Genomic DNA, 19,570 nt, shown 5'->3' on the forward strand with positions numbered 1-19,570 from the left:
GGTGTTGGTGCCCATGCTATGGCTATCAAGTGGTGGCGACAAACGATAGATTTAGCCGACATCTGATTAGCAGGGCTTATCGATCATGCTCAAACACTGGCCACCGCTCAATGCCCTCAGGGGCTTCGAAGCCGCAGCCCGGCTTGGCAGCTTCCACAAGGCCGCCGAAGCCCTGAACCTCACTCAGTCGGCTATCAGCCAGCAGATCCGCAGCCTGGAAACCTACCTGGAGCAGCCACTGTTCTACCGCAGCGGTCGCAGCGTCAGCCTGACCGATGCCGGGCATGATCTGCTCAGCACCACCCAGTCCATGCTGCAGCACCTGGCCGTGGGCATCCGCCGCCTGGAGCAATATCGCAAGCCGAATCAACTTGTGGTCAATACCAGCCCGGCCTTCGCCCGGCACTGGCTGCTGCCGCGTCTGGCCGATTTCCATCAGCGCTGCCCACAGGTCGACTTGTGGTTGTTCACCAGCTTCGAGGTGCCGGACATGGCCAGCGAAACCATCGACCTGGCCATTCGCGACGATCTAAGTGCCCAGGCTGAGTGCAGCTTTACCGTGCTGCATCACGACCAGCTGTATCCCGCCTGCCACCCCTCGTTGCTGCAAACGCCTGCGCAGCAGCGCACCACCTTGCATGGCGAGCGCGAAATGGACTGGAGCCATTGGCAACTGGAAGGTGGCGAGGATGTGGGGCAGCAGGGCAAGGGGCTGAACTTCTCCGATCCTGGGCTGCTGCTGGATGCCGCGAGCGAAGGGCTGGGCGTTGCCTTGGTCAGCCAGTTGCTGGCGCAGCGGGCGGTGGGCGAGGGGCGCCTGCAGGCACTGTCTGCGCAGCGGGTGCGCGGTCCGGCGTGGGCCTGCCTGGTGCATCGGGACAGCCAGGATGATCCGCTGGCACGGCAGTTTCTGGGTTGGCTGCGCGGTGAGTTGCAGGTATGACCGGCGTTTGAATCGCTTCAAACACCCCGTAATATGTGTCGGATAACCAGCGGGGGTAGTCTCACCCTCTGATCAATCGGAATCGCCCATGCGGCGGTTCCCCCGGCATAAACCTGACGAGGTACAGACATTGGCCATCATTCATCCTAAGGTTCGCGGTTTCATCTGCACCACGACTCACCCGAAGGGCTGCGAGCTCAACGTCCGTGACCAGATCGAAGCCACCCGCAAGCTGGGCGTGCGCGAGGATGGCCCGAAGAAGGTCCTGGTCATCGGCGCTTCCAGCGGCTACGGCCTGGCAGCCCGAATCACCGCGGCCTTCGGCTTCAAGGCCGACACCCTGGGCGTGTTCTTCGAAAAGCCAGGTACCGAGACCAAGGCCGGTACCGCCGGCTGGTACAACGCCGCTGCCTTCGACAAGTTCGCCAAGGCCGAGGGCCTGTACAGCAAGTCGATCAATGGTGACGCCTTCTCCGATGAAGCCCGCGCCAAGGTCATCGAGCTGATCAAGAACGAAATGGGTGGCAAGGTCGACCTGGTCATCTACTCGCTGGCTTCGCCTGTGCGCAAGCTGCCGCAGACCGGTGAGCTGATCCGTTCCGCGCTGAAGCCGATCGGTCAGCCATACAAGTCGACCGCCATCGACACCAACAAGGACACCATCATCGAGGCCAGCATCGAGCCGGCCACCGAGCAGGAAATCGCCGACACCGTCACCGTCATGGGTGGCCAGGACTGGCAGCTGTGGATCGACGCCCTGGCGGGCGCTGACGTGTTGGCCGAAGGCGCACGTACCGTGGCCTTCAGCTACATCGGCACCGAGATCACCTGGCCGATCTACTGGCACGGCGCCCTGGGCCAGGCCAAGCAGGACCTGGACGAAACCGCACTGCGCCTGGACAAGAAACTGGCCGGTGAAGTGAAGGGCGGCGCCAATGTGGCGGTGCTCAAGTCGGTGGTCACCCAGGCCAGCTCGGCCATCCCGGTGATGCCACTGTACCTGTCGATGGTCTTCAAGATCATGCAGGAAAAGGGTGTGCACGAAGGCACTCAGGACCAGCTCGACCGCATGTTCCGTGATCGCCTGTACCGTGCCGATGGCGCCCCGGCCGAAGTGGACGAGAAAGCCCGCCTGCGCCTGGACGACTGGGAGCTGCGCGACGACGTACAGGACGCGTGCAAGGCCATGTGGCCACAAGTAACCACCGAGAACCTGTTCGAGCTGACCGACTACGCCGGCTACAAGAAGCAGTTCCTCAACCTGTTCGGCTTCGAGCGCGCTGACGTCAACTACGACGAAGACGTGGCGACCGATGTGAAGTTCGACTGCATCGAACTGTAAATCGATATAAAAGATGGGGGCCGATACAGGCCCCCATTTTTTTTGCTAGTTTTGGCGCACAACAACAGGAAGTGCGCCATGAGCAGCCTCACCCAACCCGCCACCGCCTTTCGCCAGGCCACGGCCGACGGCTATAGCCTCGGTGGCTTCTGCTGGCGTCACGCCCAGGCAGATTCCCAGCGTCCGCTGGTGATCATCAATGCGGCCACTTCGGTACGCTGCCGCTACTACTCGCGTTTTGCCGATTACCTGTTCGCCCAAGGCTGCGATGTGCTGACCTATGACTATCGCGGGATTGGCGAATCACGCCCGCACTCGCTGCGCGGCTTCCAGGCTTCGTGGAGCGATTGGGGCCGGCTGGATTTCGAAGCCATGCTGGCGCACGCCGCCGCGCATTTTCCCGGTCAGCCAGTGGACGTAGTGGGCCACAGTTTCGGAGGTTGCGCCGTGGGCCTGGCGCCGTCGGCCGGGCAGGTACGGCGGGTGGTGATGGTCGGTGCGCAGTTTGCCTACTGGCGCGACTATGCCGCCGACCAGCGCTGGCGGCTGTTCGGCAAATGGCATGTGGTGATGCCGTTGCTGACCCGCGCCTTTGGCTACTTCCCCGGCAAGCGCCTTGGCTGGCTTGAGGATACGCCCGCCGGTGTGGTGCATGACTGGGCCACTCGCACACCGCGCTACGAACAGCGCCCGAGCGGGCGCGGCCTGGCAGTGTTGCCCTTCGCTCAAGTAAAGGCCGCGACCCTGGCCATCAGCCTGACGGATGACCCGTTTGGCACCGTGGCGGCGACCGAGCGGTTATTGGGATATCTGCCTGCGGCGCAGCGGCGGCATTTGCGGATTGCGCCTGTGGATATCTCGGTCGATGAGATTGGGCATTTCGCATTCTTCCATGACCGGTTTCGCGAAAACCTGTGGCCGATTGCTTTGCAGTGGTTGCAGGAGGGCGGGCTGGCAGATGGAGTGCCGGGGACGAATATCAGTTGAAATGCTGGGCCGCAAAGCGGCCCTAGCCATCTCAAGCTTTGCGCGAAAGCGGCAGCTCGGCGAACTTCACGCCGGCCAGCCCATGCTTGATCAGCGCACGGATATTGCCATGGTCACTGCCCTCTGGAGTGGCCAGCACGTCACGGTAGTGCTCGCCGAAGGCCAGCAGCGCTTCCTGGTCGCTCAAGCCTTCCAGCAGGGCCAGGCCGAGGGTCTTGCACGAGCCTTCGTTCTGCCCGGCGGCATTTTCCACGCCACCGTTGTTGAAGGCCTGGGGCTGGTAGCTGTAGTTGCCGGCGATGAAGGCCAGGGTGTCGGCAAAAACGTGTTGGCCGCTGGCCAGGCTGGTGCGCAGGGTGTTCAGATCAGTCACGAGGTTTTCCTTGTTCAAACGCCGCTTGCTGCTCGGCGCTGGCTTCTTTCTGGTATTGGGCTTTCCACTCGGTGTAGGGCATGCCGTACACCGCTTCGCGGGCGTCATCCAGGCTGATGTCGACCTGGCGCTCGTCGGCGGCGGCCTTGTACCACTTGGACAGGCAGTTGCGGCAAAAGCCGGAGAGGTTCATCAGGTCGATGTTCTGCACGTCGGTGCGTTTCTGCAGATGTTCGACCAGGCGCCGGAACGCGGCGGCTTCGAGTTCGAGCTGTTGTTGCTCAGTCATGGCAGTCTCTCAAATCATGCGGTTCTTCAGGTGGCGGCCACCGTTGATGACCACCTGGCTGCCGGTGCTGTACTGGCTGGCGAGCAGGTATTTCACTGTCTCGATCAGTGGCCCGGCGCCGGGTTCGAATTCCAGCAGGGCCTTTTTCAGGGTCTGCTGGCGATAGGCCTCGTCACCGCCTTCCTTGAGGATCAGCAGGCCCGGCAGGATACCGTTGACGCGCACCTTGGGCGCGTATTTTTCGGCGAACGACAGCACCATGTTCTGCAGCGCGGCCTTGGTCGCGGCGTAGCCGATGTGGCCTTTGCTGCCACGCGAGGAGGTTTCGTCGCAGATGTGGATGATGTCGGCCTTGTCGACCTTGTTCAGCATCTCGCCGAGCGCCAGGTTGAGGTGGTACGGCGCTTCGACGTGCAGGCGGAACATGGTCTCGAGGTTGTCTAGGTCGTCGTCCAGCCACAGCGAGGCGTTGTGAATGATTGCACGCAGGCCGTCGTAGTTGCGCTGCAGGTGGTCGATCAACGCTTCACGGTCGGCTCTGACGCAGAGGTCGGCCTGGAACTGCACGATGTTCGGGTGCGCGGACTGCGGCTGCAGGCTGCGGCTGGCACTGATCACCGTATGGCCGGCCTGAGCCAGTTCGAAGGCCAGGGCCAGCCCGACGCGCTGGCTGGCGCCGGTGACGAGAATAGGGCTGTTCATGTGCGGGCGGTCAACTTGTCTGTCCTGTCGTTGCCACCCAGCATACCCGAACTGTTCCCGCTTGTATGACCTTGCCTCAGCGGCTGCGCAGCGCCGGGCTGGCGGCTGGCGTGGCGTGCAGCCAGTTGGCCAGCAGGCGGGTGGACAGCGGGATGAAGAGATAGACCATGACCGGTGTCAGGGCCAGCGTGCTGAGCAAGACCCGCGGCACCAGCTCGAGCATCGCGAGCCAATGCCCGAACAGCACGTTGAACAGCAGCGAGACCGGGAAAAAGGCCAGCCAGATAGCCACGGCCTGCTTCCAGCGTGGCGGCTTTTGCACCGTATTGGTGCCAAACCAGTCGTCAATGCCGCTGACGCGCCTCTCTTTGGGGCGTTCAAACAGGCCATTACCGCGAGCCAGCCAGGCTCGGCGCGAGGCGGAGTGCTCCCAGGCGTGCAGGGTAGGCTCGTCGCTGAAGCGGAAAATGATCTGGAATTCGTCATTGTCGTGGGGCGGAGCGAGGATGCCCGAACCAAGGTAGCCGGGGAAGTCGGTGGCCAGCTGCTCGCCTTCGTGCAGCCAGGCCAGCAGGTCCTGGTAGCGGCCATGGGCGGCGCGGCGCGACACCATCAAGGTGACGGGTGGGGTAGACATTGTGTATCTCCTGGCGACGGGCTGGCGGGTAGCCGGCCTCTTGGCTGCGTGGCCCGGGGTGGTGGGCAACGGCAACAGGCATGCAAGAATCGGGCGCATGCAGTGTTAACAATTGTTCGCAAACGGTTGCTGGCTTGCGGCCTAAGCTGTCGTAGTAGAATGACCGTTCAACTTCCGCACACAGGTTACTCAGTGCAGATGAACAAACAGGGACGTAGCTCGGAGATCGAGACAGGCCTGCAACACCAGGACCTGTTCCCCATCCGTGAGGTTTCGCGCCTGACCGGGGTCAACGCCGTGACCCTGCGTGCATGGGAACGCCGCTACGGGCTGATCCAGCCGACCCGCACCGATAGCGGTCACCGGTTGTACTCCCAGGCGGATATCGAACAGGTCCGCAGCATCCTGGGTTGGCTTGAGCGAGGCGTTGCGGTCAGCAAGGTCGGGGGTATTCTCGCCCGCGGCCAGGCAGTCGCCCAGGGCGTGATTTCAGCTGATGACAGAACGCACTGGCAGGCTCAGGTGCGCAAGGCTGTGAATCGCTTCGACGCGCCGAGCCTGGACCGGCTGTTCGACCAAGTGTTCGCGACAATCGCCCTGGACCAGGTGTTCGGCGATGTGTTCTTGCCCGTCTGGCATGATCTGGCGGCGGGGCAGGGGGCGTTCGGCCAGGCCAGCGAGTGGTTATTCCTTGATCAGTTCTTGCGGGGCCGGGTGTTCTCCCGTTTGCAGCTTTCGCGTCAGCCGCGCGCGCGCCATGTACTGCTGGCTCCGCTTCCCGGGCTGTGCCACGAGCTGGAACTGCTGGTGACCGGCCTGCTTCTGGGCGGCGATGACATTGGCGTGAGTCTGCTCATGCCCGGCCAGTCGCTGGAAGAGTTGCCGCTGGTGTGTGAGCGCCTGCGGCCGGATGCGCTGGTGCTGTTTGCCAACCATTCGCCGACAGTCGAATTGAACAAGCGCCTCAGGCGTCTGGCAGTAAGCCTGGAATGCCCATTGCTGTTGGCCGGTGAGGCGGCCGAGAGCGCCCAGGACAGCCTTGCGGGCAGCCCGGTTGCGTGCCTTGGTGCGGAAGGCGAGCTGATGCATCGCCGCTTGCGGCAGTATCTGGCCGGTCAGCTCGATACCTGATCGTGCAGTTCCGGATGGGCCTGACGATGGGCCTGGAGGATGTACTCACGCAGTCGGTCGATTTCGTCGGCGGGGCTGCGGCTGAGGTCGTAGGCGGCCAGGTCTGGGCCGATGCGCCGACGCAGCCTGCCATGCAGGCCGATCGGGCTGATGCCCTCGGGGGCGAAAAACAGATCGAAACGTGATGGAGCTTTCGCCTGGCCACGCACCTCGAGCAGCGCACCCTTGAATGAAATGTCCCGGACCAGCAGGCCACTGGCCTTGCCTTGGGCATCCCGCAGCGCGCTGGGCTGTTCCATCGACAGGCGCCAAGGGCGCAGCATGGGGCCGTCGTCTTCGTAGATTTCCGGTGAGCCGATCTGCAGGTGCACGGCATGGAACTCGTCTTCCACCAACTGCAGCGGGAAGCTGATTTGCTGGTTGTTGAACTGAGCCTGCAGGGTCACCTGCTCGTTGGCCACCAGGCGGGCAAGCAGGGACTGGATACGGCGGTCGCCATTGACCAGCAGGCTCGACATGGGGTCGGCCAGGTTCAATTGCGGGGAGTGCTGCATGTCCTGGATGAAATCCAGTTCGTCCTGAGTCAGGAGCGCGTCTGCTTGCATGATCGAACTCGGTGATGACGATTTCTTCAACGGAAATTGACCGTGCTCAGGGCGCTTGGTTCAGCCTCGTTCGTCGGAATTCCGACGAGCGTGCATTTCGGCCAGTTCACGCTCAAGTTCGACCTGGCGGCTGACGTCTTTCTGGATACCGATGAAATAAGTGCGTTGATCGGCATCGTGCCTCACCGGGGTGATCGACAGTTCATTCCAGAATGCGCTGCCATCCTTGCGGTAGTTGCGCAGTATTTCCCGGCACGGACGGCCTTCGGCCAAGGCTTTGCGAATGCGCGCCCGGCCCAGCTGATCGCGATCATCGGCCTGCAGGAAACGGCAATCCTGATAGAGGATTTCGTCTCGGCTGTAGCCGGTCAGGCGTTCGAAGGCCGCATTCACGTAGATCAGGATGGTGTCGTCGCCTTCCTGTTCGGCGACCACGATCCCGTCGTTTGAAGCGTCGACCATCGATTGCAGCAGCTGCGCGTTGATCATGTCTGGACCATTGGGCAATGAAGGGGACTTTCGTAGAGGTGGCGGTAGAGGTGGCGGTAGAGGCGGCCTTTTGCCAGCGTCGAATGCTAGTATCCTACGTTTTCACTCAGTTTCGGAATCCTCTTCCTGATGAAAGTCGCCATTATTTCCGGCTCGGTGTACGGCACCGCCGAAGAAGTCGCCCGCCATGCCGCTTCGTTGCTCAAGGCTGCAGGCTTTGAAGCCTGGCATGCTGCCCGTGCTACCCAGCAAGATCTCGAGGGTTTTGCCCCTGAAGCGTTGCTCGCGGTGACGTCGACCACTGGCATGGGTGAGCTGCCGGATAATCTGATGCCACTGTTCAGCAGCATTCGCGACACCCTGCCAGCGGCCTGGCGTGGGCTGCCGGGCGCGGTGATTGCCCTGGGTGACTCCAGCTATGGCGATACCTATTGCGGCGGCGGCGAGCAGATGCGCGAACTGTTCGCCGAGCTGGGGGTACGGGAAGTGCTGCCGATGCTGAAGCTCGATGCCAGCGAGACCGTGACCCCAGAGGCTGATGCCGAGCCTTGGCTGGCAGAGCTTGCTCAAGCACTGAAAGGCTGAGGCGTTTGCTCCTGCAGCAATTCGAGCCAGGCCTGCGCCGCACGCGACAGGTAGGCCCCACGCCGCCAGATGAAGGCGATATCCCAGCGTAGATCCGTCGGGGCCTTCAGCGGCAAGCGCACTACTCCGGGGCGCTCCAGCGCTTTTGCCACCACACGGGGCAGCAGCACCACGCCCTGGCCGGCCGCGACCAGCGCCACCAGGAAGTCCGCCTGGCCACTGCGGCCACCTTCCTTCGGGGTGAAGCCCTGCTGCTGGCAAGCCTTGAGCAAGCGATCATTGAGCACGAAGCTGCGTTGGTACAGCAGGAACGGTGTATCCGCCAGCTGCTTCAGACTCACCTGGTCCAGCGCGGCCAGCGCATGCCCGGCCGGCAGCAGGGCATCCAGCGGTTCATTGCAGAACGGTTGGTAATCGAATGCCGGGTCGCTCGGAGTGAGGCTGCCGCCCAGCTCCAGCTCGCCATTCCTCACTGCCTGTTCGACGCTACGGCTGCCGCCTTCAAGCAGTTGAATGGCGATGTTCGGATGACGCCTGCGGTATTCGGCGAACAGCCCGGCGAACAAGGTATCGCTGCCTAGCATCGGCAAACCCAGGCGCAGCTCGCCGCGAGCCATCTGGCTGAGGTCGTCGAGCTCGCTGAGCAGCGCCTGACGCTCGCGCAGCAGCGCTTCGCCACGTGCCAGCACGATGCGTCCGGCCGCCGTCAGATGCAGCTGTGAGGCCTGACGCTCAAGCAGTGGCTGGCCCACATCTTGCTCCAATTGAGCGACCTGCTTGCTCACGGCGGACTGGCTGATATGCAACGTTTGTGCGGCTTGGGTAAAGCCACCGCGATGGACGACTTCGATGAAGCTGCGCAGCTGTTTGAATTCCATGGTCGAGATTCCATTGTGGAATGGCTGCAAGTCTAACAATTCGCTTTTGGCCTAGGCAGCCGAATCTTAAAATGAGGGCCTGTCGAGGAACCCCTGCCCATGAAACCCGCATTACTGAAAAAGCCCCTGCGCCTGCTCGTCGAGCTGGCGGTCCTGCTGGCCTTGTTCCTGTTCGGTGGCCAACTGGCCGCCTGGCTGGGCTGGCCGATTCCTGGCGGGGTGATGGGCCTGGGCCTGCTGTTGCTGCTATTCGCCTTCGGTGTGCTCAAGCCGGCCACCTTGCAACTGGGCGCTGGCTGGCTGATGGCGGAAATGCTCCTGTTCTTCATCCCGGCGCTGATGAGCCTGCTCGATTACGGCAGCCTGATGCGCAGCGAAGGTTGGCGCATCCTGCTGGTCATCGCCGTGAGTACCCTGATGGTCATGGTGGTGACCGCCGTGACCGTGGAACTGGTCTGCCGCTGGAGGTTGCGCCATGAGCCTTGAACCCATGCCACTGTTCTGGCTGGCACTGACCCTGGCGGCCTACCTGGCCAGCCGCTGGCTATATCGACGCACCGGGCGCTACCTGATGTCGCCATTGATTCTGGTCCCGGCATTGCTGCTGGCGGTGGCCGTGCCGCTGCACACGGCTTACGCTGAATATTCGCGCAACACCCATTGGCTGATGAGCGTGCTGGGCCCGGTGACCGTGGCCTTCGCCGTGCCGATCTGGCAACAGCGGGCGATGCTGGCGCGGCATTGGCCGGCGCTGTTGCTGGGCATGGTAGCGGGCAGCGCGGCGTCGATCGCCAGTTCCTGGAGCCTGGCGCACCTGTTGGCGCTGGATGATGCGATCAGCCTGTCGCTGGTGCCGCGTTCGATCACCACGCCATTCGCCATGCCGCTGGCCCATGACCTGGGTGGCGTACCGGAACTGACTGCGGTGTTCGTGATGTTCACCGGGGTGCTGGGTGCCATGTTCGGCGGCGTGCTGCTGCGCTGGCTGCCCTTGCGTACACCGCTGGCGCGGGGCGCGCTGTTTGGTGTGGGCGCGCATGGCGCCGGGGTCAGCCGGGCCCAGGAAGTGGGCCGCGAAGAGGGCTCGGTGGCCGGCCTGGTCATGGTCCTCACCGGCCTGCTCAACCTGTTCGCCGCGCCGTTGCTGGCGATGCTGCTGTGACCTTACGTGCCACTGACTCGCTCGGTCATCAAGCTGGCTGGTAACGCAATTTTCACATCACGGGCTGCTGCTTACACTCGACCTCGACATAGAGAGCACATGTAAGTGCCGAGGTGACATGCAATGACCGCAGCCTTGCCCTATTCCGTCGACACCACTCCACCGGGACAATCCTGATGCCTATCGCCGAGATTCCATTGCGCGTCTGGCGTACCCGGGGGCAGTGTTTTTCATTCCGGGGCCAGAGCATCCGCTACTGGACCGCAGGGCAAGGAGAGCCCTTGTTACTGTTGCATGGGTTTCCCACGGCAAGCTGGGACTGGCACTACCTGTGGGCGCCGCTGAGTCAACGCTTCCGGGTGATTGCCTGCGACATGCTCGGCTTCGGCGATTCCGCCAAGCCGCTCAACCACCGCTACAGCCTGATGGAGCAGGCGGACCTGCAACAGGCGCTGCTGGCGCACCTGGAGGTTGAGCAGCCGGTGCATCTGCTGGCACACGACTACGGTGGCAGCGTGGCTCAGGAACTGCTGTCGCGGCACCACGAACAGCGTGGCGACATCGCCAGCTGCGTGTTCCTCAACAGTGGGCTGTTCCCGGAAAGCTGTCAGATCCCGCTGGTCCAGAAGCTGCTCCTTAGCCGCCTGGGCTGGCTGGTGGGGCGTTCGTTCGGGCGCGACGATCTGGTGCGCAACGTGACCCAAATCTACGGCCCGTGCACCCACCCCAGTGAAAGCGCGCTGGATGATTGCTGGAGCCTGATCACCGCCAACTACGGTACGCGCGTCCTGCACAAGCTGGTGGGTTACCAGCGTGAGCGCAGGCAGCATCGTGAGCGCTGGGTTGGGGCATTGCAGCGCGGTGGCATACCGCTGCGGTTCATAAACGGCATCGCCGACCCTTTGTCCGGCGCGGATATGGTCGAGCGCTATCGGCAGCTGGTGCCTAACCCGGATATCGTGCAACTGCAAGGCATCGGCCATTACCCACACACCGAAGCGCCCGTGCAGGTGCTGCGCCATTACCTGGCCTTTCGCGAACAGCTGTTGAGCTACCTGCCGCAGAGTGTTGCCTGCTCCTGAGCCGGCGATCATCGCCTGGCGTTTTTTTTGTCGGGGGATGGGGCGAGGCTGCAGGTGGCTGTCGACAGATTTGCAGCGCTTATGAGCTCGAGCGCCGCCCGCGCGGCGCTCGATTTTACAGGTACTACACCTCTCAAGGCATGCCTCCCCCAGGCATCACATCTATCAAGCCATGCACATGCCCAAAAAAAAGGCCGCTGCAAAACGCAGCGGCCAATCGAGACGTTAGATCAAGGAGCTTCAAAATCAACGTCGGTGAACCTCGCGGGCCTGAAAGGCGGGGGGTAGAGCCCTTCATGCCGGCCAGTGAGGTAAGAATAAGCGCTTGATCCTGTGGGAAAAATAGCCGCTTGTGACATTCACCTTTACGTTTCGGGCAACAGTGCCAGGCGGATTTTTCAGGCCGCTGGCGAGTAGCCCATGCGCCAGCTGGTGTCTCGCGCTGCAGCCAACAGACGCCGGGCTGCCGGGCCGTGCTCATCGGCATGGAAGATCGAGGTCGGGCCGACCACGGTCATCACCGCCGCGATCTGCCCCATGGCGTTGAACACTGGTGCAGACAACGCATCCACACCCGGCATCAACAGACCGTGCACATGGTGCAAGCCCTGTTCGCGGATCCCCGCCAGCAAGCCTTCGTAGTCGCTGGCGTTCTGCTGCAGTGCGGCCAGCTCGCGGTCACGCAGCTCCACCGTCTCTCGCTCAGGCAGATGGGCGGCAAACACCAGGCCGGTGGAAGAGCTGAGCAGCGGCAGCACCGAACCGATCTGGGTCACCACCGTGACCGCCCGTACGGCGGGCTCGATGCTGACCACGGTGGCGCCCTGGTTGCCCCATACGGCGAGGAAGCAACTCTCGTTCAGCTCATCGCGCAGTTGCGACAGTGGCAGTGCCGCCACTTTCAGTACATCGATGCTGCCCAGCGCTGCAAGCCCCACACGCAATGCTTCGCGCCCCAATCCATAGTGGTTGGTGGCGGCATCCTGCTCGGCGAAACCACTGGCGATCAGCGCCTGCAGGTAGCGGTGCACCTTGCTCGCCGGCATCTGCACATGCTCGGCCAGGCGCGACAGCGAGGTAGAGGGGGAAAGCTCGGCAAGGGCCTTGAGGATGTCGGTGCCGACTTCCGCCGAGCGGACTTTCTGCTTGCCGTTGTCGGCGGGGGAGCTGGCTTTGGCCATGGGTAGGAAGCTTCCGGATTTTTCGCGTCGCGCCTTTATAGCTTGACGCCTGGCGGGGAGCAAATTACGTTATTCGTAATCAGATTACGATAAAAACAAAATCCGGAGGTTTCGATGCACCACGACACGTCCCCCGACCTTCAGTACCTGAGCGGCTTCGGAAACGAATTCGCCAGCGAAGCATTGCCCGGTGCCCTGCCGGTCGGGCAGAACTCGCCACAGAAAGCCCCCTATGGCCTGTATGCCGAGCTGCTGTCGGGCACGGCGTTCACCATGGCCCGCAGCGAACTGCGTCGCACCTGGCTGTATCGCATCCGGCCATCGGCCCTGCACCCGCGTTTCGAGCGCCTGCAGCGCCAGCCCTTGAGCGGCCCGTTGGGTGCGGTCACGCCCAACCGCCTGCGCTGGAACCCACAGCCCATGCCCAGCGAGCCAACCGATTTCATCGAAGGCTGGGTGCCGATGGTGGCCAACTCGGCAGCCGAAAAACCGGCCGGGGTCAGCATCTACATCTACTGCGCCAACCGCACCATGGACCGGGTGTTCTTCAACGCTGACGGCGAACTGCTGCTGGTGCCGGAGCAAGGCCGCCTGCGCATCGCCAGCGAACTGGGCGTGATGGACGTCGAACCACAGGAAATCGCCGTGATCCCGCGCGGCATGAAGTTCCGTGTCGAGTTGCCCGATGGCCAGGCCCGCGGCTATATCGCAGAAAACCACGGCGCGCCGCTGCGCCTGCCTGACCTGGGGCCGATCGGCAGCAATGGCCTGGCCAACCCTCGTGATTTCCTCACCCCGGTGGCGCATTACGAAGAAGTTGATGGCCCGGTGCAGCTGGTGCAGAAGTTCCTCGGCGAGCATTGGGCTTGCGAGCTGCAGCACTCGCCGCTGGACGTGGTCGCTTGGCATGGCAGCAACGTGCCCTACAAGTATGACCTGCGCCGTTTCAACACCATCGGCACGGTCAGCTTCGACCATCCGGACCCGTCGATCTTCACCGTGCTGACTTCGCCGACCAGCGTGCACGGCATGGCCAACATGGACTTCGTGATCTTCCCGCCGCGCTGGATGGTGGCCGAGAACACCTTCCGTCCACCTTGGTTCCACCGCAACCTGATGAACGAATTCATGGGCCTGATCAACGGAGCCTACGACGCCAAGGCCGAAGGCTTCCTGCCGGGTGGTGCCTCGTTGCACGGGGTGATGAGTGCCCACGGGCCGGATGCCGAGACCTGCGAGAAGGCCATCGCCGCCGAACTGGCGCCGCACAAGATCGACAACACCATGGCCTTCATGTTCGAGACCAGCCAGGTGCTGCGCCCGAGCCTGCAGGCACTCGACAGCCCGCAATTGCAGGCCGACTACGATAGTTGCTGGGCCACCTTGCCGAGCACCTTCAACCCGAACCGGAGATAACCCATGAACCAGACCGCCATCGCCCGTAGCTGGGTCGAGCACGCCAACGGGCACAGCGACTTCCCGCTGCAGAACCTGCCGCTGGGCGTCTTCAGCCGCCCGGGTGAAGCACTGCGCTGTGGCGTCGCCATCGGCGATGCCATCCTTGATCTGGAAGCCGCGCTGGCCTTGGGCCTGTTCGCTGGCCAGGCCAAGGTAGCGGTGGAAGCCACCCGTGGCGGTGCGCTGAACGGCTTCTTCGCGCTGGGGCGTGATGCCCGGGTGGCGCTGCGTGAGCGTCTGCTGGAGCTGTTGGGCGAGCACAGCGAACACCAAGCTGTGCTCAAGTCTGCGCTGTATCCGGCCAGTGAGTGCCAGTTGCACCTGCCGGCCAAGGTCGGCGACTACACCGACTTCTACGTCGGTATCCAGCACGCCACCAACGTCGGCAAGCTGTTCCGCCCCGACAACCCGCTGCTGCCCAACTACAAGTACGTCCCGATCGGCTACCACGGCCGCGCCTCAACCTTGCGTCCATCGGGTACCGAGGTCCGTCGCCCGCAAGGCCAGACCTTGCCTGCCGGCCACACCGAGCCGACTTTCGGCCCCTGCGCGCGGCTGGACTACGAACTGGAGCTGGGCATCTGGATCGGCCAGGGCAACGATATGGGCCAGGCCATTCCGATTGCCGAGGCCGAGCAGCACCTTGCCGGTCTGTGCTTGCTCAACGACTGGTCGGCGCGGGATATCCAGGCCTGGGAATACCAGCCACTGGGCCCGTTCCTGTCAAAGAGTTTCATCACCACGATTTCGCCGTGGGTAGTCACCGCCGAAGCCCTGGAGCCCTTCCGCTGCGCCCAGCCGGCCCGCCCGGAAGGCGATCCGCAGCCGCTGCCATACCTGCTCGATCAGCGTGACCAGGCCAATGGCGCCTTCGATATCGAACTGGAAGTGCTGCTGCTCACCGAGCGCATGCGCGAGCAGGGCTTGCCGGCGCAACGTCTGGCCTTGAGCAACACCTTGAACATGTACTGGACCGTGGCCCAGCTGATCGCCCATCACAGCGTCAATGGCTGCCAACTGCAGCCCGGCGACCTGTTCGGTTCCGGTACCCTGTCCGGTGCCACGCCAGACGCCTACGGCAGCCTGTTGGAAACCACCGTGGGCGGCAAGCAGCCGGTGGAACTGGCCAGTGGCGAGATCCGCAAGTTCCTCGAAGACGGTGACGAAATCATCCTGCGCGCCCGCTGCAAGCGTGAGGGCGTGGCCAGCATCGGCTTCGGCGAATGCCGCGGCAAGATCATCGCAGCCAACTGAGGGAGCAGGCCATGGAGCTGTATACCTATTACCGTTCCACCTCTTCCTATCGGGTGCGCATTGCCCTGGCGCTGAAGGGCCTGGATTACCAGGCCTTGCCGGTCAATCTGCTCGAGGGTGACCAGCGCGGTGATGCCTACGTCGCGGTGAACCCGCAAGGCCGGGTGCCGGCCTTGCGCACCGACGGCGGTGAATTGCTGGTGCAGTCGCCAGCGATCATCGAGTACCTGGAAGAGGTTTATCCACAGCCCGCATTGCTGCCGGCTGGCGCGGCCCTGCGGGCCAAGGTGCGCGGCGTGGCGGCAATCATCGGTTGCGATGTGCACCCTCTGCACAATGTCAGCGTGCTCAATCAACTGCGCCAGCTGGGTCACGATGAGGCGCAGGTAAATCAGTGGATCGCCCACTGGGTCGGTCAAGGGCTGGCCGCCGTGGAGCAGTTGATTGGCGACCACGGTTATTGCTTTGGCGATGAGCCGGGGCTGGCGGATATCTACCTGATTCCGCAGTTGTATGCGGCCGAGCGCTTCAACATCGACCTCAGCGGCTACCCACGCATCGCCCGGGTCGCTGCACTGGCCAAGGGGCATTCGGCGTTCGCCAAGGCGCATCCGTCCTGCCAGGCGGACACGCCGGCTCAGTGAATCGAACGGTTCACCGTCGGTAGCTTGCCGATACGTTCGGAGAGTTTCAGGCGCTGGACCGGGTCGTCGGTCAGCAGCAGGGCATGCTCCAGGTCGAAACGTTCGGCCTGGGGGCAGTCCAGCTGTTGATACAGCGTGGCGCGGGTCATGTAGTCACTGACCTGCGCCGGGCCCAGTTGCATGACCCGTTCGGCATCTATCAGCGCAGCCAGGTGGTTGTCGTTGCTGATATGCAACTGGCGCAGGTTGCGCGAAAGGCGCTGCAGCATCTGCGTGGCGCTGGCGCTGTGCAGGTGTTCGGCAGTCAGCGGCACATGCGGGCCGAACTGGCGCGCCAGCAGCTCGCGGCAATCATTGGGGTACAGACGGCGCCCCCCGCAAGGGTCGAGCAGGTGATCGGCACCGGGCACGCGCAGCAGGAAGTGTCCAGGGAATGCCACGCCTTCCAGCGGTATGGACAGGCGCCGGGCCAGTTCCAGGGTGACGATCGCCAGTGCCAGGGGCTGGCCGCGTCGGCGCTGCAGTACCTTGTCCAACAGCGCCGCTTGCGGGCGCAGCGGGTGGTATTCGTCCTGCTGGAAGCCCAGTGCATTGAGCTGACGCAGCAGCGGCTGGGCCAGTTCGGATAACGGCAGCATGGGCAGGCAGGCACTGATCTGCCCTTGCAGGTTTTGCAGTGTGGCAAGGCTGGCCGCAGGCTCGACCTTGCGATCATGCTCGACGGCGATCCACAACGCAGCTTCCAGCAGGGCGACCGGCTCGCGCTCCAGGCATGCCAGGCAGGCTTGACGTGGTTTCATGGGGCTCTCCACACACGTTTGAGTATTAGCTGGGGGACGTGGATTCGTCCAGTGGTCCGCCCGCCGCGCCGGTCTGTGGCGCGTGCCTATACTGGTAGGAGCACCTCGTTGGGGAGCCAGTCGATGTTCGCGCTGATGCAAAGCACCCGTACCCAGTCGCTGCACCTGTTCATTGACCCGCCCACCGGCCTCAAGGCCGTCGTGGCGATTCACAGCGAGAAACTGGGCCCGGCGGTGGGCGGTTGCCGCTACCTGCCCTATGCCGATGACGAGAGTGCCATGACCGACGCCATTCGCCTGGCCCAAGGCATGAGCTACAAGGCGGCGCTGGCAGGGTTGCCCTTGGGTGGCGGCAAGGCGGTGATCATGCGCAACCCGCATGTGGAAAACCGTGCGGCGCTGTTCGAGGCGTTCGGCCGCTTCATCGATACCTTGCAAGGGCGTTTCATCATTGCCGTGGACAGCGGGACCTCGACCCTGGACATGGACTGCATTGCCCAGAGCACACTGCATGTCACCAGTACCACAGCTTCCGGTGACCCGTCACCGCATGCCGCCATGGGCGTGTTCGCCGGCATCCGCGCCACCTCGCAGGCACGCCTGGGCAGCAGCAACCTCGAAGGCCTGCGTGTCGCCGTGCAAGGGTTGGGCAATGTCGGTTATGCCTTGGCCGAGCAGTTGCATGCGGCGGGCGCGGAGTTGCTTGTAAGCGACCTGGACCCCGGGCGGGTGCGCTTGGCGGTGGAGCAGTTCAATGCTCACCCGGTGACCAATGACGCCCTGATCAGCACCCCTTGCGATATTTTCGCGCCCTGTGGCGTAGGGCCGGTGCTCAATGGTCAGACCGTGATGCAGTTGCGTTGCGCGGCGGTGGCGGGGGCAGCGAACAATCAGCTGACCACGCTGCAGGTGGCTGACCAGCTGGAGTCGCGCGGCATCCTGTATGCCCCCGACTATGTGATCAATGCTGGTGGCCTGATCTACGTGGCGCTGAAGCATCGCGGGGGCGACCTGGGTACAATCACCGCGCACCTGGCGCGGATACCTACGCGGCTGACCGAAGTGTTCGGCCATGCCCAGGCGGAAAAACGTTCGCCGGCCCGGGTGGCGCAAATGCTGGCCGAGCGTTTGCTTTATGGTTGAAGTCGGACGCCGCAGCACCTTCAAGCCGCTTACTCGCTGCCATTTTCCGCCGCATCCAGATCAGCCAATGCTGCCGCATTGTTCTTGAACGCCGCTGCAAACACCGCCCGGTTCTTGGCCATGAAGATGCTTGCCTCTTCGGCAATGTTTTCATCAAGCCCAGGCACATGCTTTACCAGAACCTGAGTAAGCACCTCGGCCAGTTCCAGCATCTGGTCATGGGCGTCTGCGAGTTTGCGGTCCAAGAACGTGGTCTCCAAATCGCGCGTGCTGCGGTAAAGAATCTCAACAGCCATACGAGGCCTCTCGGTCAGTGGTAGCAGGGGGCGGTCGTGCGCCTTCTGCTTTGCGGTTCAGTTGCTATCCAGGCAGTCGGGCAGATTGCCGTTACCGAATACTGTATCGATGTACAGTAATGGCAATGCGGTCGTTTCGCAACCAGAAATTGTAGCTGTGCTGAATTCGCATGCCGCCCGTGCCTTGCGGCAATCGGTCGCCTTCCAAGGCAGGGGCCTGGCCCTTTAACTGCATGGCACAAGCGTCACAGGCGTGACGCATCATCCTTCATGTCGTATCGGGGAATCGCACATCGTGGATATCAAATGGGCTGAAAAACTGCGCAAGGGCCTGCACGGCTCGGCCGACGCGCTGGGCAACCTGTGCGTGGAAGCGTTCCACTACCTGGCGCTGTTCGGCATCGGCGCGATTACCGCCTACGCGGCGGTGGTGACCTTCCTGGACATGCTCGGCAAGGGTGGGATCAGCGTCGATGACATCCTGCTGCTGTTCATCTACCTGGAGCTCGGGGCGATGGTCGGTATCTACTTCAAGACCAACCATATGCCGATCCGCTTCCTGCTGTATGTGGCGATCACCGCGCTGACGCGCCTGCTGATTGGCGATGTGTCGCACCACAAGGCGCCGGATGAGGGGCTGCTGTACGTGTGTGGCGGCATCCTGCTGCTGGCGTTCTCGATCCTGGTGGTGCGCTACGCCTCGTACCGCTACCCCTCGACCAAGGTATTGGACGCCAGCGGCAAGGAAGTGGAGGAGGGCAAATAGCCCTCAGTTGGCCACGCCGACGGCTGCCTGGTGACGTGGCTCGCGGCAGCTGTCGCGGGTCAGGGCGGCGAGGACCTGCAACGGGTTCTGCCCCAGTTCGATGGCCAGGCCCAGGCGGATGCTGTCGATGATTCGCTGCAGGCGCACCGGGTCGTTGCGTTGGGCCTGGCTGATCAGGCGCTTGGCGACCACGCCGGCGTCGTCGGAAAGGGTCAGCATGATGCTGCCGTCCAGCCGCTCGATACTCAGGTTGACCCGGTATTCGGGGGCGAAGGCGGCGCTGATCTGTTCGAAGGGGTTGTTCATGGTCGGGGTCTGCAATGAATGACTGCAGAAGTTGACCGGGTAAACCGCAGGTTGGTTCAGCCCCATCGATCGGGGCAAACGAAAACGCCCGGCACAGGCCGGGCGTTATTGTGCTTGCAGATGATCAGGCCTCGGGGTCACTCAGTTCCAGTGCACCGCGCTTGCTGCGCAGCTTGCCGTAGAAGTGTTCCAGCGCATTGTTCAGCTTGCTGGCGGCGCCATCGACTGCCTGGTCCAGTGACGCGGCGGTGTGGGTCACGGAAATTGGCTGATGGCCTTTCGGGCGAGCCTCCAACTGGCAGCGTTTGTCATGCGGGCCGGGCTTGGCGCCGTTCTCGTCACGCAGATGCACCTCGATGCGGGTGAGGTCGTCGTCATAGCGTTCGAGGGTGGCTTCCAGCGTACTGCGGACCCACTCGTTGAGACGGATGTTGCCTTCGATATGGTTGCTGCTGTTGACCTGGATTTGCATGATTCCAATCCTTATTCAGCTTGCTCGCATGGAGGCGTGCCTAGG

25 protein-coding genes are annotated in these 19,570 nt (G+C 63.1%); 13 read left to right on the top strand and 12 right to left on the bottom strand.

The window, feature by feature from the left end:
- Positions 1-85 precede the first annotated feature (85 nt).
- The 3 genes from BGP85_RS17365 to BGP85_RS17375 all read left to right on the top strand — a co-directional run bounded on the left by BGP85_RS17365 (position 86) and on the right by BGP85_RS17375 (position 3,272).
- On the top strand, positions 86-943 hold the full coding sequence (locus BGP85_RS17365) for a LysR substrate-binding domain-containing protein (protein WP_103449048.1): 858 nt from the start codon (positions 86-88) through the stop codon (positions 941-943).
- 130 nt (positions 944-1,073) lie between these two features.
- Entirely contained in the window at positions 1,074-2,285 is a 1,212-nt protein-coding gene (fabV, locus tag BGP85_RS17370; protein WP_219811536.1) for an enoyl-ACP reductase FabV, read from the top strand.
- 78 nt (positions 2,286-2,363) lie between these two features.
- Positions 2,364-3,272 (top strand): alpha/beta hydrolase family protein, encoded by a 909-nt coding sequence (locus tag BGP85_RS17375; protein ID WP_103449052.1) that lies wholly within the window; start codon positions 2,364-2,366, stop codon positions 3,270-3,272.
- Between the two features lie 31 nt (positions 3,273-3,303).
- On the opposite strand, the gene BGP85_RS17380 is transcribed toward BGP85_RS17375, so the two are convergent.
- From BGP85_RS17380 to BGP85_RS17395, 4 genes are all read right to left on the bottom strand, one after another.
- A complete protein-coding gene (locus tag BGP85_RS17380; protein ID WP_103449054.1) occupies positions 3,304-3,645 on the bottom strand; it encodes a HopJ type III effector protein in 342 nt (113 codons plus the stop codon).
- Positions 3,638-3,934 (bottom strand): DUF1244 domain-containing protein, encoded by a 297-nt coding sequence (locus tag BGP85_RS17385; protein WP_103449056.1) that lies wholly within the window; start codon positions 3,932-3,934, stop codon positions 3,638-3,640. Before BGP85_RS17385 ends, BGP85_RS17380 begins: the two co-directional genes overlap by 8 nt.
- A gap of 9 nt (positions 3,935-3,943) precedes the next feature.
- Positions 3,944-4,636, bottom strand: coding sequence for a dihydromonapterin reductase (folM, locus tag BGP85_RS17390; RefSeq protein WP_103449057.1), 693 nt, complete (start codon positions 4,634-4,636; stop codon positions 3,944-3,946).
- 76 nt (positions 4,637-4,712) lie between these two features.
- On the bottom strand, positions 4,713-5,273 hold the full coding sequence (locus tag BGP85_RS17395) for an antibiotic biosynthesis monooxygenase (protein WP_103449059.1): 561 nt from the start codon (positions 5,271-5,273) through the stop codon (positions 4,713-4,715).
- 198 nt (positions 5,274-5,471) lie between these two features.
- Between BGP85_RS17395 and BGP85_RS17400 the strand changes: the two genes are divergently transcribed.
- The gene (locus tag BGP85_RS17400) at positions 5,472-6,404 is read left to right on the top strand and encodes a MerR family transcriptional regulator (RefSeq protein ID WP_103449061.1); all 933 of its coding nucleotides are present in this window, start codon (positions 5,472-5,474) and stop codon (positions 6,402-6,404) included.
- On the opposite strand, the gene BGP85_RS17405 is transcribed toward BGP85_RS17400, so the two are convergent.
- Together BGP85_RS17405 and BGP85_RS17410 are read right to left on the bottom strand one after the other, a co-directional pair.
- Positions 6,389-7,009 (bottom strand): hypothetical protein, encoded by a 621-nt coding sequence (locus BGP85_RS17405; protein ID WP_103449062.1) that lies wholly within the window; start codon positions 7,007-7,009, stop codon positions 6,389-6,391. The genes BGP85_RS17400 and BGP85_RS17405 overlap by 16 nt on opposite strands.
- A 60-nt stretch (positions 7,010-7,069) precedes the next feature.
- On the bottom strand, positions 7,070-7,498 hold the full coding sequence (locus BGP85_RS17410) for a PAS domain S-box protein (protein ID WP_103449064.1): 429 nt from the start codon (positions 7,496-7,498) through the stop codon (positions 7,070-7,072).
- A 129-nt stretch (positions 7,499-7,627) separates the two neighbouring features.
- Here BGP85_RS17410 and BGP85_RS17415 point away from each other — a divergent pair, with 129 nt between their 5' ends.
- On the top strand, positions 7,628-8,083 hold the full coding sequence (locus BGP85_RS17415) for a flavodoxin (RefSeq protein WP_103449065.1): 456 nt from the start codon (positions 7,628-7,630) through the stop codon (positions 8,081-8,083).
- Here BGP85_RS17415 and BGP85_RS17420 read toward each other — a convergent pair.
- Positions 8,065-8,961, bottom strand: a complete 897-nt coding sequence (locus BGP85_RS17420; RefSeq protein ID WP_103449067.1) for a LysR family transcriptional regulator — start codon at positions 8,959-8,961, stop codon at positions 8,065-8,067. The genes BGP85_RS17415 and BGP85_RS17420 overlap by 19 nt on opposite strands.
- A gap of 99 nt (positions 8,962-9,060) precedes the next feature.
- On the opposite strand from BGP85_RS17420, the gene BGP85_RS17425 reads away from it, so the two are divergent.
- The 3 genes from BGP85_RS17425 (at position 9,061) to BGP85_RS17435 (ending at position 11,205) form a co-directional block, all read left to right on the top strand.
- A complete protein-coding gene (locus tag BGP85_RS17425) occupies positions 9,061-9,447 on the top strand; it encodes a CidA/LrgA family protein (protein ID WP_103449069.1) in 387 nt (128 codons plus the stop codon).
- Positions 9,437-10,123 carry an LrgB family protein gene (locus tag BGP85_RS17430; protein ID WP_103449071.1) on the top strand — a complete coding sequence of 229 codons (687 nt, stop codon included), beginning with the start codon at positions 9,437-9,439 and terminating at the stop codon, positions 10,121-10,123. The genes BGP85_RS17425 and BGP85_RS17430 overlap by 11 nt, the downstream gene beginning before the upstream one ends.
- 176 nt (positions 10,124-10,299) lie before the next feature.
- Positions 10,300-11,205: an alpha/beta fold hydrolase gene (locus tag BGP85_RS17435; protein WP_103449072.1), complete on the top strand. Its 906-nt coding sequence runs from the start codon at positions 10,300-10,302 to the stop codon at positions 11,203-11,205.
- Between the two features lie 398 nt (positions 11,206-11,603).
- Here BGP85_RS17435 and BGP85_RS17440 read toward each other — a convergent pair whose 3' ends face one another.
- Positions 11,604-12,386: an IclR family transcriptional regulator gene (locus BGP85_RS17440; protein ID WP_103449075.1), complete on the bottom strand. Its 783-nt coding sequence runs from the start codon at positions 12,384-12,386 to the stop codon at positions 11,604-11,606.
- A gap of 114 nt (positions 12,387-12,500) precedes the next feature.
- Between BGP85_RS17440 and hmgA the strand changes: the two genes are divergently transcribed.
- The 3 genes from hmgA to maiA are packed head-to-tail and all read left to right on the top strand — an operon-like array spanning position 12,501 to position 15,742.
- Positions 12,501-13,802 carry a homogentisate 1,2-dioxygenase gene (gene hmgA, locus BGP85_RS17445; RefSeq protein WP_103449076.1) on the top strand — a complete coding sequence of 434 codons (1,302 nt, stop codon included), beginning with the start codon at positions 12,501-12,503 and terminating at the stop codon, positions 13,800-13,802.
- 3 nt (positions 13,803-13,805) lie between these two features.
- A complete protein-coding gene (fahA, locus tag BGP85_RS17450) occupies positions 13,806-15,098 on the top strand; it encodes a fumarylacetoacetase (RefSeq protein ID WP_103449078.1) in 1,293 nt (430 codons plus the stop codon).
- Between the two features lie 11 nt (positions 15,099-15,109).
- Positions 15,110-15,742 (top strand): maleylacetoacetate isomerase, encoded by a 633-nt coding sequence (gene maiA, locus BGP85_RS17455; RefSeq protein ID WP_103449080.1) that lies wholly within the window; start codon positions 15,110-15,112, stop codon positions 15,740-15,742.
- Here the strand turns inward: maiA and BGP85_RS17460 are convergent.
- Complete coding sequence (locus BGP85_RS17460) at positions 15,736-16,542, bottom strand: SirB1 family protein (protein ID WP_103449082.1); 807 nt, start codon at positions 16,540-16,542, stop codon at positions 15,736-15,738. The two genes, maiA and BGP85_RS17460, sit on opposite strands and share 7 nt — an antisense overlap.
- 123 nt (positions 16,543-16,665) lie before the next feature.
- Between BGP85_RS17460 and BGP85_RS17465 the strand changes: the two genes are divergently transcribed.
- Positions 16,666-17,685, top strand: a complete 1,020-nt coding sequence (locus BGP85_RS17465; protein ID WP_103449084.1) for a Leu/Phe/Val dehydrogenase — start codon at positions 16,666-16,668, stop codon at positions 17,683-17,685.
- A gap of 29 nt (positions 17,686-17,714) precedes the next feature.
- Here the strand turns inward: BGP85_RS17465 and BGP85_RS17470 are convergent, their stop codons facing one another.
- On the bottom strand, positions 17,715-17,981 hold the full coding sequence (locus BGP85_RS17470) for a YebG family protein (protein WP_103449085.1): 267 nt from the start codon (positions 17,979-17,981) through the stop codon (positions 17,715-17,717).
- 295 nt (positions 17,982-18,276) lie between these two features.
- On the opposite strand from BGP85_RS17470, the gene BGP85_RS17475 reads away from it, so the two are divergent.
- Positions 18,277-18,747, top strand: coding sequence for a phosphate-starvation-inducible protein PsiE (locus BGP85_RS17475; protein ID WP_103449087.1), 471 nt, complete (start codon positions 18,277-18,279; stop codon positions 18,745-18,747).
- Positions 18,748-18,750: 3 nt separating this feature from the next.
- Here the strand turns inward: BGP85_RS17475 and BGP85_RS17480 are convergent, their stop codons facing one another.
- Both BGP85_RS17480 and BGP85_RS17485 read right to left on the bottom strand, forming a co-directional pair.
- On the bottom strand, positions 18,751-19,053 hold the full coding sequence (locus tag BGP85_RS17480; protein WP_103449873.1) for a DUF3509 domain-containing protein: 303 nt from the start codon (positions 19,051-19,053) through the stop codon (positions 18,751-18,753).
- 124 nt (positions 19,054-19,177) lie between these two features.
- Positions 19,178-19,525, bottom strand: a complete 348-nt coding sequence (locus BGP85_RS17485) for an HPF/RaiA family ribosome-associated protein (RefSeq protein ID WP_103449089.1) — start codon at positions 19,523-19,525, stop codon at positions 19,178-19,180.
- Positions 19,526-19,570 lie beyond the last annotated feature (45 nt).

Origin of the sequence: Pseudomonas putida, assembly GCF_002906855.1 — a bacterium.
Taxonomy (GTDB): Bacteria; Pseudomonadota; Gammaproteobacteria; order Pseudomonadales; family Pseudomonadaceae; genus Aquipseudomonas; species Aquipseudomonas putida_N.

Excerpts from the sequence above, each read along its gene's own strand:
- BGP85_RS17365 (WP_103449048.1), top strand. The coding sequence starts at position 86 with ATGCTCAAACACTGGCCACCGCTCAATGCCCTCAGGGGCTTCGAAGCC.
- BGP85_RS17375 (WP_103449052.1), top strand. The coding sequence starts at position 2,364 with ATGAGCAGCCTCACCCAACCCGCCACCGCCTTTCGCCAGGCCACGGCC.
- BGP85_RS17385 (WP_103449056.1), bottom strand. The coding sequence starts at position 3,934 with ATGACTGAGCAACAACAGCTCGAACTCGAAGCCGCCGCGTTCCGGCGC.
- folM (WP_103449057.1), bottom strand. The coding sequence starts at position 4,636 with ATGAACAGCCCTATTCTCGTCACCGGCGCCAGCCAGCGCGTCGGGCTG.
- BGP85_RS17395 (WP_103449059.1), bottom strand. The coding sequence starts at position 5,273 with ATGTCTACCCCACCCGTCACCTTGATGGTGTCGCGCCGCGCCGCCCAT.
- BGP85_RS17400 (WP_103449061.1), top strand. The coding sequence starts at position 5,472 with ATGAACAAACAGGGACGTAGCTCGGAGATCGAGACAGGCCTGCAACAC.
- BGP85_RS17405 (WP_103449062.1), bottom strand. The coding sequence starts at position 7,009 with ATGCAAGCAGACGCGCTCCTGACTCAGGACGAACTGGATTTCATCCAG.
- BGP85_RS17410 (WP_103449064.1), bottom strand. The coding sequence starts at position 7,498 with ATGATCAACGCGCAGCTGCTGCAATCGATGGTCGACGCTTCAAACGAC.
- BGP85_RS17415 (WP_103449065.1), top strand. The coding sequence starts at position 7,628 with ATGAAAGTCGCCATTATTTCCGGCTCGGTGTACGGCACCGCCGAAGAA.
- BGP85_RS17420 (WP_103449067.1), bottom strand. The coding sequence starts at position 8,961 with ATGGAATTCAAACAGCTGCGCAGCTTCATCGAAGTCGTCCATCGCGGT.
- BGP85_RS17425 (WP_103449069.1), top strand. The coding sequence starts at position 9,061 with ATGAAACCCGCATTACTGAAAAAGCCCCTGCGCCTGCTCGTCGAGCTG.
- BGP85_RS17430 (WP_103449071.1), top strand. The coding sequence starts at position 9,437 with ATGAGCCTTGAACCCATGCCACTGTTCTGGCTGGCACTGACCCTGGCG.
- BGP85_RS17435 (WP_103449072.1), top strand. The coding sequence starts at position 10,300 with ATGCCTATCGCCGAGATTCCATTGCGCGTCTGGCGTACCCGGGGGCAG.
- BGP85_RS17440 (WP_103449075.1), bottom strand. The coding sequence starts at position 12,386 with ATGGCCAAAGCCAGCTCCCCCGCCGACAACGGCAAGCAGAAAGTCCGC.
- hmgA (WP_103449076.1), top strand. The coding sequence starts at position 12,501 with ATGCACCACGACACGTCCCCCGACCTTCAGTACCTGAGCGGCTTCGGA.
- fahA (WP_103449078.1), top strand. The coding sequence starts at position 13,806 with ATGAACCAGACCGCCATCGCCCGTAGCTGGGTCGAGCACGCCAACGGG.
- maiA (WP_103449080.1), top strand. The coding sequence starts at position 15,110 with ATGGAGCTGTATACCTATTACCGTTCCACCTCTTCCTATCGGGTGCGC.
- BGP85_RS17460 (WP_103449082.1), bottom strand. The coding sequence starts at position 16,542 with ATGAAACCACGTCAAGCCTGCCTGGCATGCCTGGAGCGCGAGCCGGTC.
- BGP85_RS17465 (WP_103449084.1), top strand. The coding sequence starts at position 16,666 with ATGTTCGCGCTGATGCAAAGCACCCGTACCCAGTCGCTGCACCTGTTC.
- BGP85_RS17470 (WP_103449085.1), bottom strand. The coding sequence starts at position 17,981 with ATGGCTGTTGAGATTCTTTACCGCAGCACGCGCGATTTGGAGACCACG.
- BGP85_RS17480 (WP_103449873.1), bottom strand. The coding sequence starts at position 19,053 with ATGAACAACCCCTTCGAACAGATCAGCGCCGCCTTCGCCCCCGAATAC.
- BGP85_RS17485 (WP_103449089.1), bottom strand. The coding sequence starts at position 19,525 with ATGCAAATCCAGGTCAACAGCAGCAACCATATCGAAGGCAACATCCGT.